This window comes from Paenibacillus cymbidii, assembly GCF_004764705.1.
In the GTDB taxonomy this organism is placed as follows: Bacteria; Bacillota; Bacilli; order Paenibacillales; family NBRC-103111; genus Paenibacillus_AN; species Paenibacillus_AN cymbidii.
In genome coordinates, this window is record NZ_SHLX01000001.1 from 574,106 (window position 1) to 585,851 (window position 11,746).

Here is an 11,746-nt window from a genome sequence, read left to right on the forward strand (position 1 = left end):
ATCCGCCCGTGCCCGGGGCTGGAACCCCCCCTTGGGCAGATGCATATAATATCCCAAACGCAAGCTTGGAAAGGAGGGGAGTCTTGTGCTGACCGGCATTCAAATTGCATTCGTCGGCGGGGACGCGCGGCAACTGGAAGTCATCCAGAAATTGTCCGAGCTCGATGCCGCCGTTCGGTTAATGGGTTTCGACAACTTGCAGCATCCGCTCGGCGGTGTCGTCAAAACCGCGTTTTCGCCCGAAGGGTTCAGCCAGGCGGACGCCGTCATTTTGCCGGCCGTCGGCAGCGATGACAGCGGGAAGGTGGAGTCGATCTTCACGTCCGAAGAGCTCGTGTTGACGGATGACCATATCGCAGCGCTCCCGAAGCACGCCAAAGTATATACCGGGATGGCCAAAGCGTATTTGAAGTCAATTTGCGCGAACCACGCCATTACGCTAATCGAGCTGTTCGAGCGCGACGACGTAGCAATTTACAATTCGATCCCTACCGCGGAGGGCGCCATTATGATGGCGATCCAGAACACCGATTTTACGATACACGGTTCGCAAAGCATGGTGCTCGGGATTGGACGGACAGGGCTGACGCTGGCCCGCACGCTGCAAGGGCTCGGCGCGAAGGTGAAGACGGGAGTGCGAAAGCCGGAACACTACGCCCGGGCGGCGGAGATGGGGTTCACGCCGTTCTACCTGCGCGATTTGCAAGAACACGCGGCGGGGGTGGATCTGCTGTTCAATACGATTCCCGCCATGGTCGTAACGGCGCAAATCATTGCGAACATCCCGCATCGCGCCCTGATCATCGATCTCGCTTCGAAGCCCGGGGGGACGGATTTCCGGTTCGCCGAGAAGCGGGGCGTCAAGGCGCTGCTGGCCCCCGGGTTGCCCGGTATCGTCGCTCCCAAAACGGCAGGACGCATCATCGCGCAGACTTTGGCCGAATTGTTGCAGGAAGACGAACGAAACGGGAGGAATCCGTAATGGATTGGCATGGGGTGACAGTCGGCTTTGCGCTAACGGGGTCGCATTGCACGTTCGAGGAAGTAATGCCGCAAATCAAGCGGTTCGTCGACGCGGGAGCTACCGTCGTGCCGGTTGCGTCGCAGACGCTGATGACGACCGACACGCGGTTCGGCACATCGGAAAGTTGGCAAAAACAGTTGAAAGATATAACCGGGAATGATATTATTTCTTCAATCGTGGATGCGGAGCCGCTCGGCCCTTCCAAACGTTTCAACGTGCTCGTGATTGCTCCGTGCACGGGCAATACGACAAGCAAGCTTGCCAACGCATTGACGGAAAGCGCCGTGCTGATGGCGGCCAAAGCGCAAATGCGCAACGGCCGGCCGCTGGTGCTGGCGATTTCCACCAATGACGGGCTCGGCTTGAACGCATTCAACATCGCCAGGCTGCAGACCGCGAAGAACATTTACTTCGTTCCCTACGGTCAGGATGCGCCGTTCGCCAAGCCCAACTCGCTTGTGGCGCGTATGGACCTGATTATGGAAACGTGCGAAGCGTCGCTGGAAGGCAGACAACTGCAGCCGATGATTATCGAGCGGTTTCAGTACTGATACGATTTGGCGCAGGCAGCATGCCGAATCGGTTAAGGGCATCCGTAATACGGCCCCAAGCTTCGCAAGAAGCTTTCTTCTTCATTTCACCTGAGCAAGGGAGAGACTCGTGTTGCCGAATCAGAAGCAGTTTCATGTGGCGGTTGTCGGCGTAACGGGAGCGGTAGGAGAACAGATCGTCCGTTTGCTGGATGAACGAGGGTTTCCGATCCGGCAGTTGAAGCTGCTGGCTTCAGCGCGTTCGGCCGGACGGAAAGTGCGTTTCCGCGGCGAGGACATTACCGTCGAGGAAGCGACGCCGGCAAGCTTCGAAGGCGTGGAGATCGCCTTCTTCAGCGCGGGCGGAGACGTGAGCAAGGCGCTTGTGCCGCATGCGGTCGCTGCCGGTGCGATCTGTATCGACAACACGAGCGCGTACCGGATGGACCCGGACGTGCCGCTCGTCGTGCCCGAAGTCAACGTGGACGGCATCAATGAGAACAAAGGCATCATCGCCAACCCGAACTGCTCGACGATCCAGATGGTCGCCGCGCTTAAACCGCTTTACGACCGTTTCGGCATGTCGCGTATTATCGTCTCCACGTACCAGGCCGTGTCCGGCGCCGGCAGCCGCGCGATCGAGGAGATGAAGCGGCAAACCGCCGATGTGCTCGCAGGTCGGGAGGTGAAGCCGGATCTGTTGCCGGTTTCGTCGTTGCCGGTGAAACATCCGATCGCGTTCAACGCGATCCCGCAAATCGACAAGTTCCTCGATAACGGGTTCACGAATGAAGAAATGAAAATGATCAACGAAACGAAAAAAATTATGGGCGACGACACGATCGAAGTGACGGCTACGTGCGTGCGGATTCCGGTCGTTTACGGCCACTCCGAGTCCGTTTATGTCGAGCTGAAGCGCGATTTCGACGTCGAAGAAGTGAAACGGCTGCTCGCCGAGGCACCGGGTATCGTGCTGGTCGACGATCCGTCCGAACAGCGCTACCCGCTGGCAACCGAAGCGGCGGGCCGAACCGAAACGTTCGTCGGCCGCATCCGCCGCGACCTGGGCAATCCTCGCGCGCTGAATATGTGGATCGTGTCCGACAATTTGCTCAAAGGCGCGGCATGGAACGCCGTGCAGATCGGCGAGTACATCGCCATTGAACAGCCGTAAGCGAACATGAGGCGGCAGCCGGCAAGGCCGGCTCGGGGGGAAGAACAATGCGCATCCTGGTGCAGAAGTTCGGGGGCACTTCCCTTTCCACCGCAAACGCCCGTAATGAAGTCATCCAGCATATCAAGCGCGAGCTGCAGCAAGGGTATCACGTCGTAGTCGTCGTATCCGCGATGGGAAGAAAAGGCGAACCTTACGCAACGGACACGTTGCTCGATTGGATCGACCGCAACGGCGGCGCGCTGCCGAAGCGGGAACTCGACATGCTGCTCGGCTGCGGCGAAACGATCAGCGCCGCGACGCTTTGCAGCTTGCTGGAAGAGGCGGGAATACCGGCCTCGGTGCTCAGCGGCGGCCAAGCCGGCATCGTCACGGACGACCGGTACGGCGACGCCTCGATTGCGGAAATAAAGCCGACCCGCGTGCTGGATTTGCTGGCGCAGCGCAAGGTTGTCATCGTGACCGGCTTTCAGGGAGTTACGCCGCAAGGCGATGTGACGACGCTCGGCCGCGGCGGCAGCGATACGTCGGCAACGGCGCTCGGCGCCGCGCTGCGAGCCGAGATCGTCGATATTTATACCGATGTGGACGGCATTCTGACGGCGGATCCGAAAGTGGAGCCCGACGCCCGGCCGATCGCACGCGTGTCGTTTGCGGAAATTTGCAATATGGCCAGCAACGGCGCTAAAGTGGTGCACCCGCGGGCGGTCGAAATTGCGATGCAGGCGAACTTGCCGGTTCGCGTCCGCTCGACGTTTTCGTCGGGCGAAGGCACGCTCGTTGTGGCGAGCGACGCGCTGTATCCGGCGCCCGGCATCGTCAACGACCGGTTCGTAACGGGCATTGCCCATGTAACCGGCATTACGCAAATTCGCGTCAAGGGCGAAGCCGGCCGGTACGACATGCCGGTTGATGTGTTCAAGGCGATGGCGAAGCGGCAGATCAGCGTCGATTTTATCAATGTGAATCCGGCCAGCGTGGCCTATACCGTGTTCGACCGCGAAGCGGAGCGCGCGGTGCGCCTGTTGCGCGAGATGGGGTACGAGCCGCAAGCGCTGCCCGGCTGCGCCAAAATATCCGTCATCGGCGGCGGCATGAACGGCGTGCCGGGCATCATGGCGCGCATTGTCGAAGCGTTGACGGAGCAAGATATTGCCATCCTGCAATCGGCCGATTCGAACGCAACGATCTGGGTGCTGGTGAAAGGCGCCGACCTGATCGCGGCCGTGCGCACGCTGCATGCGGCGTTCGAGCTGCATCGCGGATGAGAGGGAACTATTGTGGGAGGTACCGACATGGATTTCGGCAGAGTCGTCACGGCTATGGTGACGCCGTTTGACGCGCAGCTTCAAGTGAACTGGACCAAAGTGGAAGAGCTTGTCGATTATTTGATCGAAGAACAGCAAAGCGAAAGCCTCGTCGTCTGCGGGACGACGGGGGAGTCGCCGACGCTTGGCGACGATGAGAAGGCGCGCATGTTCGAAACGGTCGTGAAACGTGCGAACGGGCGCGCCCGCGTCATCGCCGGTACGGGCAGCTACGATACGGCGGCGTCGATCGAAGCGACGCAAGCGGCCGAGCGGGCCGGCGTCGACGGCGTGCTGCTCGTTGCCCCTTATTACAACCGGCCATCGCAAGAAGGGTTGTACCGCCATTTTGCGGCGATCGCCCAGTCGACCAAGCTGCCGGTCATGCTGTACAATATTCCGTCGCGAACCGGCATCAACGTGTCGCCGGAAACGACGCTTCGGCTTGCCGAACTGCCGAACGTCGTCGCCTCGAAGGAGGCGCATGCCGATCTCGATCATATTACGACGCTGGTGGCCAAGGCGCCGGCGCATTTCCGCGTGTATTCCGGCGACGATTTCATGACGCTGCCGTTTCTGGCCGTTGGCGCATACGGGATCGTAAGCGTTGCCAGCCACGTGGTTGGCAAACGGTTGCAACAGTTGATCCGCACGTTCACAAGCGGACAAGTTCAGGAAGCGGCGCAGCTGCATGCTTCGCTGCACCCGATTTTCAAAGGGTTGTTCGAGTGCCCGCATCGCGTGCCGAACCCGGCTCCGGTCAAACATGCCTTGAACGCGCGCGGCATTGATGTCGGCGGCTTGCGATTGCCGCTCGTGGAAGTGACGAAGGAAGAAGCGGCGTTCATCGAAGCGCTGTTCGCCTAGAGCGTGTTTGAATACTCCGAAGACAGCAGATTGGGCCGAATTTTCGTTCCATGCAAGGAAGTTTTGCGCAGGCTTACCGGGGGTAAGTCAAGCAAAGGTGACGCAGCAGGGGGCGAAAAGGCGGTGCAAGATGCACCTGAGCGGGTTACCAGACACACCCTGACGCAGCAGGGGGCGAAAAGGCGGTGCAAGATGCACCTGAGCGGGTGTTCAAACAGGCCCTAAAGCCGCGTCATCAAGTGCGGCCGGCAAGCATCGAATCGCTTTTTGGGGGAACCATAAGGGTACCGAATGGCTGGCTTGTGTTTGCCTCTTTTTATCTTGTATAATGATGCTAAGTGGCTGGTGCGGTTCTTTTTGATTTGGGATCATATGGAAATCGTCGCGAAACTAACAAGGAGGTATTGCTTTGTCCAAGAAATCAGTTGATAAGTTGTTGATCTTCGCTCTTGGCGGCGTGGGCGAGATCGGTAAGAATATGTATGTTATCCAGTACGCGAATGATATTGTGGTCGTGGACTCCGGTTTGAAATTTCCCGAGGAGGACATGCTGGGGATCGATATCGTCATTCCCGACATCTCGTATTTGATCGAGAATCGCGACAAGGTACGCGGCATTCTGCTCACGCACGGACATGAAGACCATATCGGCGGTTTGCCTTATGTTCTTCGCCAGCTGAATGTACCGATATTCGGCACGAAGCTGACGCTCGGGCTTGTCGAGGCGAAGCTGAAGGAAGCGGGATTGCTCGGCGAAACGAAGCGTGTGCTCATCAATGCCGAATCCGTGCTGCATATGGGAACGATTACGGCGACGTTCTTCAAGACGAACCATAGCATTCCCGATTCGGTCGGGATTTGCCTGGACACGCCGGAAGGCGCCGTCGTTCATACGGGAGACTTCAAGTTCGACCAGACGCCGGTCAACGACCAGTATGCGGATTTGCACCGGATGGCCGAGATCGGCAAGAAGGGCGTACTTGCGCTTCTGTCGGACAGCACGAACGCGGAGCGCCCCGGTTTTACCGGATCGGAGAAGAGCGTCGGCGTCGAGCTGGAGGAAGTATTCCGCAGGTCGAAGCAGCGCGTCGTTGTGGCGACATTCGCATCGAACGTGCACCGCGTGCAGCAGGTCATCGACGCGGCTGAAGCGACGCGCCGCAAGGTGGCGGTGATCGGGCGCAGCATGGTCAACGTGGTGACGATTGCTTCGGAGCTCGGCTACTTGCGCATCCCGGACGGCATGCTGATCGAGCCGGAGGAAGTGAACCGGATGGCGGCCGACCGCGTGGTCATTCTGTCGACCGGCAGCCAGGGCGAGCCGATGTCGGCGCTGACGCGCATGGCGCGCTCCACGCACCGCAAGGTGGACATCCTGCCTGGCGACACGGTCATTATTGCGGCGACGCCGATTCCCGGCAACGAGAAGTATGTCGGTCGCACGGTTGACGAGCTGTTTCGGCTCGGCGCGCACGTCATTTACGGCCCGGGTTCGGTATCGGGCGTTCACGTATCCGGTCACGGCAGCCAGGAAGAGCTGAAGCTGATGCTCAACCTGATGCGGCCGCGCTACTTTATCCCGATCCACGGCGAGTACCGGATGCTGCGCCTGCACGGGCAACTGGCGGAGAAGGTCGGCATCGACCGCGAAGACATCTTCATCATCGATATCGGCGAAACGGTCGAAATCGAGAACGGTGTCGCCCGCAAAGGGTCGCGCGTGTCTTCCGGCAATGTGCTGATCGATGGTCTCGGCGTCGGCGACGTCGGAAATATCGTGCTTCGAGACCGCAAGCTGTTGTCGCAGGACGGCATTCTCGTCGTTGTGGTGACGCTCAGCAAGCAGGACGGCACGATTCTGTCCGGACCGGATATCATTTCCCGCGGCTTCGTATACGTTCGGGAATCCGAAGGATTGCTGGAAGAAGCGAATCGGATCGTAACGAGCACGCTCACCAGGTTAATGAGCGAGAATGTCAATGAATGGGCCTCGCTCAAAACACATGTCAAAGACGCACTCGGACGATTTTTATATGAACAGACAAGAAGACGCCCCATGATTCTGCCAATTATCATGGAAGTTTAATACCGCCAACTGGTCACTTAATGGAACCTTGTCACATCCAGCAGCGCCTTTCCTTATACGGAGAGGCGCTTATTTGATTTCAAAAAAGTATAAAATACCGCTGTTGCGGCCGGCGCGGCATCATGCCGCGCCGGGTTACGAAAATAGCCCATGAAAAATGGCTTATTTGCCCGATTTCGGGCGCCTCGTCGGAAATAGCCAGTGAAAACATGGCTTATTGCTCCAGTAGGCCCCGAATCAGGCCTTCTAGTCGAAATAGCCAGTGATTTCACTGGTTATTTTGCTGGGAATGCTCGTTTTGGGCGGAATAGGCAATAAAACATGGCCTATTTTTCCGGAACGTTTGATCGGAGCGCCAAGAAAGCAAATTGGTTGGTTGGTGGAGGGAGAATGCCGCCCCTGTGTGCAAAGAGTCTGCTTGGCGATCGTTCAAACAGGGCGGGAGCGGAGAGCTGGGCTTGGCATGGAGAATCGGTAACAAACGCTAAACGCACGGCGTGAGGCCGCGGCAAATCGCCAGTCAACGTATAATCGCCGGCTTCCGGCATCCATACTATACGGGAATAGGGCGACGCATGCCGTTTAAGACCAGCGTCCCGGAAGGAGCAGCGAACGATGAACGATTGGCGCGCGACGAACGAAGAAGCACCCGCCCCCGCACCGGCGCCGGCGCAGGAGGACAAAAAAGTGCTCGACAACATCCAGCAGCTCGGGCAAACGAACACGCCGGCACCGGCCGAATCGAACGTGTTCTGCATGACGATCGTCGGGCAAATCGAAGGGCACATCATTTTGCCGCCGCAGAACAAAACGACCAAATACGAGCACATCATTCCGCAACTGGTTGCCGTCGAACAAAATCCGAAAATCGAAGGCGTGCTGATCATTCTTAATACGGTTGGCGGCGATGTGGAGGCGGGTCTGGCGATTGCGGAGATGATCGCTTCCTTGTCGAAGCCGACGGTGACGCTCGTGCTCGGCGGCGGCCACAGCATCGGCGTGCCGATCGCCGTATCCGCGGGCTACTCCATCATCGCCGAAACAGCGACGATGACGGTGCACCCGATCCGGCTGAACGGGCTCGTCATCGGCGTGCCGCAAACGTTCGAATATTTGGATAAAATGCAGGAGCGGGTCATTCGCTTCGTAACGAAACATTCGCGGATTACCGAGGAGAAGTTCAAGGAGCTGATGTTCAAAACGGGCGAGCTGACGCGCGACATCGGCACGACGGTGATCGGTGCGGACGCGGTCAAATACGGCCTGATCGACGTCATCGGCGGCGTGGGCGAAGCGATCCGCGAACTGAACCGGCGCATTGCCGAACGGAAGCAGGAAGGCAACGGAGGATACGTGCAATGATTATCCATTCTGTCATGCCGATCGAAACGGTCATGCAAGGGTTTGACGAGCACCAGCCGGCTTTCCAGGAAATCGAGCTGGGCGGCGTCACCATGCAGGTCGAAACGGTCGATGCCCGCCGGGTACGCATCGTGCGCCTGTTCAGCCCGGACCCGCAAGATTATTTGAATCCCCACTACACCCCGGGGACGATCATCGCCTTTGCGCCAAACTTCCCGTCGGACAAACGCGGCTGACAGGAACATCCGGCAGTCAGCCACACAGTCGAACCCGCCCCCAACCGGGTTCTTTTTTTGTATAAAATCCGGCTTGCCGGGAAAGTCGATAAATTTTCGCATAAAAAAATAAAAATTCAATTAGCGGCGCTCGCCAAAATCGGGTTTAATTAAGAAAAACGCGCCACCGGCTCACTGCGCCGGTTCGCGGCAGCAGCACAACCAGGGGGAACGTCATGGACAAACGGGCGAAATGGATCTGGGACGACGGCGACCGCCAGCCGATTAATGAACATCGGATCTTCCGCAAAACGTTCGTCCTTCGGGACGGCGACCGCCGGAGTGCCGAACTGCGGCTTACGGCCGATTCGCGTTATCGCGTCTGGATCAACGGAACGGAAATCGGCAGCGGGCCGATTCGATCGACGGCCGATCATTGGTTTTACGATACGTATGAAGTGGGACACCACCTTCGGCCGGGCATCAATGCGATTGCCGTCAGTGTCTGGCATTTTGGCCATTCCAATTATCAGTATGTGGAAGGCGAAGCCGGTTTGGCCGCGCTGCTCGAGGTGACGGGCGCAGACGGTGCAAGCCTGCTGACGCTGGCGACGGATGCCGGCTGGAAGCAAAAGCGGCACGAGGCGTACGAGCGTTATGTGGTCAAGCGCAACGTCAATCTCGGCTGGATGGAATGGTTCGACGCGAATCGGCAAGACGAGCGCTGGACCGAAGCGGACTTCGACGACAGCGATTGGGCGAGCAGCTTCGTTGTCGCCGATAGTGGGGAAGGGTTCTGGGGAACGCTGTATCCCAGGCCGATTCCGCATATGGCGCGGCGCACGATCCACCCCGTACAAGTAAGCGCTGTCAGTGAAACCGTTCCCGCTGCGCACATTGTTTCGGTCAACATGCGCGACAACTTTTTCCCGGGAAGCCGTGACGCCAACGCCAAAATATTCAGCGGCTTTCTTGCTTCCGCGCTGGAAGCGGAGACGCAAGCGACAGGGACGATATCGTTCGCCCATTCCCGCTGGAACGGCGTGCAGGGCCGGTTCAAGATCGACGACACGTGGTTCGCCGCCGGCGAACCGATCGCGCTGACGCCGGGCCGCCATCTGTTCCTGCTGGAAATCATGGGCATTCACAACGATGTGCTGACGCATATCGAACTGCAGTTCGATCGTCCGGTCCGGTTCGTGCCGCCGCTGCCGGATAACGGTGCAAAACATTTTTCCGCCGCAACATTCGTCACAATCGGCCCTGTGCAAACGATCGTGCCGTCGGCGGACGGCGTGCAGCCCGTTTACGGCGGCGTCGAGAAGCGGACCGGGCTGGACGAGACGGCGCCGCTGCTTGTGGAGGTCGGCCGCATCGGCACGCTGGAGGAGCTTGCGTCGCGAAGCGGCTTGTGCCGGAATGTACCGGAAGAATGGGTCATGCACAACAAACTGCTCATTTCGCTTATGCATCGCAAGCGGGTGCAACGCACGTTTCCGGTAACCGCGGCGCTGGAGGAGATGGTGTACCCTCATCCGCATCCGACGGTGCTTCCGATGCCGGCGGACGGAGGCGATATCGAAACGATTTTCGATTTTGGCACGTTATATATCGGGCATGTGGAATTCGAAGTGGAGGCGGAAGCCGGCACGGTGATCGATGTCTACGGCTTCGAGAAGCTGAAGGACGGCAAGCCGGTGTTTACGTTCGGCTGCAACAACGCTTTCCGCTACGTATGCCGGCAAGGCCGTCAGCGGTTTGCGAGCGGCACGCGAATGGGGCTGCGTTACGCCATGATGACGGTACGCCGCATGAGCGCGCCGGTCCGGGTGTTTGAATTCCGGCTGCAATACGCCGCTTACCCGACGACCACACACGCAGCATTTCGCTGCTCCGACCCGCTGCTGAACGATATATGGGACATTTCCCGGCAAACGCTGCAAATTTGCATGGAAGACGCGTTCACCGATTGCCCGACGTTCGAGCAGGTGTTCTGGACCGGCGACTTCCGAGTCAGCGCGCTCGCTGCGTATGCCGCTTTTGGTGCGGCCGATTTGGCGCGGCACTGCCTGGAGCTCGTGCCGCGCTCGCGCAGCCAAAGCCGGTTGCTGCTCGCGCAACTGCCTTCCGATTGGCAAGCGGCCATCCCGGTATGGACGTTCAGCTGGATTATGGCGATCCGAGACTATGTGGAGCATACCGGCGATTTCAGCTTGTATGCGTCGCTGCTGCCGGAAGTGGCAGCTACGCTGCGCGATTATGACCGGTTCGTAGATGCGCGCGGGCTGCTGGACACCTCTTCCTGGAACTTGCTCGACTGGGCGCCGCTCGATTTGCCGCAGGCGGGCGTCGTTACGGCCCAGCAGGCGCTGTTCGCCCACTGCCACCGCATCGCGGCGGAGATGGCCGCGGCAACCGGCCGACCGGAGGAGGCGCAGCGATACAACGAACGTTACGAACAGCTCCGCGAGGCGATATGGCGGCATCTCCGCGATGCGGAGAGCGGCGAATACATCGACGGGCTGTACCGCAGCGGCGCGGTTTCCGCAACGAGAAGCGTGCATACGCACATGTTTCTGTATTTGACCGGCTGCCTGCACCCGGACGATAAGCAAGGCGTCGAACGCAAGCTGGTCGAGCGGCCGGCGCATTGGCCTGACATCGGAATGCCGTTCATGGCCGTCTATTTGATGGCGTGCTGGAATCGGATGGGGCGGGCGGATTTGACGCTGGAGCGCATCCGCACCGGTTGGGGGACGATGGTGGCGCACGGTTCGACGACGGCATGGGAAACGTTCGAGACGGCGCACCGCAGCGAGGCGCACGGCAGTTCCTCCGCTCCCGTCTACGCGCTCGCCGAACAGCTGCTGGGCATTCGGCGGATGGCGCCGGGGTTCGCCCGCATCGGCATCGACCCGCCGCAAACGCCGCTTGCGTGGGTGACTGGTTCGCTGCCGACGCCGCACGGCAGGATCGACGTCAGCTGGACGAAGGAAGGAGATGTCCCGTCGATGGTCGTGACCGTACCGGCAGCGATCGAAACGACGATCGAATGCCCGCCGGAGGCGGGCTGGCACATACGCGTGAATACGATCGGCGGGTAACCCGCCGGTCGTTGCCGCCTATTGGAGGTATCGCCGACATTTTGAACAAGCACTGTTGGGGTTTGGCCTTTATGCAG

General features: G+C 59.4%; 9 protein-coding genes. All 9 read left to right on the plus strand.

What is annotated here, in order from left to right:
* The first annotated feature begins 85 nt into the window (after positions 1-85).
* The 9 genes from dpsA to EXY20_RS02575 all read left to right on the plus strand — a co-directional run bounded on the left by dpsA (position 86) and on the right by EXY20_RS02575 (position 11,669).
* A complete protein-coding gene (gene dpsA, locus EXY20_RS02535) occupies positions 86-982 on the plus strand; it encodes a dipicolinate synthase subunit DpsA (protein ID WP_135547258.1) in 897 nt (298 codons plus the stop codon).
* On the plus strand, positions 982-1,575 hold the full coding sequence (locus EXY20_RS02540; protein WP_135547261.1) for a dipicolinate synthase subunit B: 594 nt from the start codon (positions 982-984) through the stop codon (positions 1,573-1,575). The genes dpsA and EXY20_RS02540 overlap by 1 nt, the downstream gene beginning before the upstream one ends.
* A 112-nt stretch (positions 1,576-1,687) precedes the next feature.
* Positions 1,688-2,728, plus strand: a complete 1,041-nt coding sequence (locus tag EXY20_RS02545; protein WP_135547691.1) for an aspartate-semialdehyde dehydrogenase — start codon at positions 1,688-1,690, stop codon at positions 2,726-2,728.
* A gap of 47 nt (positions 2,729-2,775) precedes the next feature.
* Positions 2,776-3,996 carry an aspartate kinase gene (dapG, locus tag EXY20_RS02550; protein WP_135547263.1) on the plus strand — a complete coding sequence of 407 codons (1,221 nt, stop codon included), beginning with the start codon at positions 2,776-2,778 and terminating at the stop codon, positions 3,994-3,996.
* Between the two features lie 27 nt (positions 3,997-4,023).
* Positions 4,024-4,902, plus strand: coding sequence for a 4-hydroxy-tetrahydrodipicolinate synthase (gene dapA, locus EXY20_RS02555; RefSeq protein WP_135547265.1), 879 nt, complete (start codon positions 4,024-4,026; stop codon positions 4,900-4,902).
* 409 nt (positions 4,903-5,311) lie between these two features.
* Complete coding sequence (locus EXY20_RS02560; RefSeq protein ID WP_135547267.1) at positions 5,312-6,988, plus strand: ribonuclease J; 1,677 nt, start codon at positions 5,312-5,314, stop codon at positions 6,986-6,988.
* Positions 6,989-7,603: 615 nt separating this feature from the next.
* On the plus strand, positions 7,604-8,350 hold the full coding sequence (locus tag EXY20_RS02565; protein ID WP_135547269.1) for a ClpP family protease: 747 nt from the start codon (positions 7,604-7,606) through the stop codon (positions 8,348-8,350).
* Positions 8,347-8,586 carry a YlzJ-like family protein gene (locus EXY20_RS02570; RefSeq protein WP_135547272.1) on the plus strand — a complete coding sequence of 80 codons (240 nt, stop codon included), beginning with the start codon at positions 8,347-8,349 and terminating at the stop codon, positions 8,584-8,586. The genes EXY20_RS02565 and EXY20_RS02570 overlap by 4 nt, the downstream gene beginning before the upstream one ends.
* A 215-nt stretch (positions 8,587-8,801) precedes the next feature.
* A complete protein-coding gene (locus EXY20_RS02575) occupies positions 8,802-11,669 on the plus strand; it encodes a family 78 glycoside hydrolase catalytic domain (RefSeq protein ID WP_135547274.1) in 2,868 nt (955 codons plus the stop codon).
* Positions 11,670-11,746: the final 77 nt, after the last annotated feature.

Coding starts and splice junctions, on each gene's coding strand:
- dapG (WP_135547263.1), top strand. CDS start 2,776: ATGCGCATCCTGGTGCAGAAGTTCGGGGGCACTTCCCTTTCCACCGCA.
- EXY20_RS02540 (WP_135547261.1), top strand. CDS start 982: ATGGATTGGCATGGGGTGACAGTCGGCTTTGCGCTAACGGGGTCGCAT.
- EXY20_RS02570 (WP_135547272.1), top strand. CDS start 8,347: ATGATTATCCATTCTGTCATGCCGATCGAAACGGTCATGCAAGGGTTT.
- dapA (WP_135547265.1), top strand. CDS start 4,024: ATGGATTTCGGCAGAGTCGTCACGGCTATGGTGACGCCGTTTGACGCG.
- EXY20_RS02565 (WP_135547269.1), top strand. CDS start 7,604: ATGAACGATTGGCGCGCGACGAACGAAGAAGCACCCGCCCCCGCACCG.
- EXY20_RS02575 (WP_135547274.1), top strand. CDS start 8,802: ATGGACAAACGGGCGAAATGGATCTGGGACGACGGCGACCGCCAGCCG.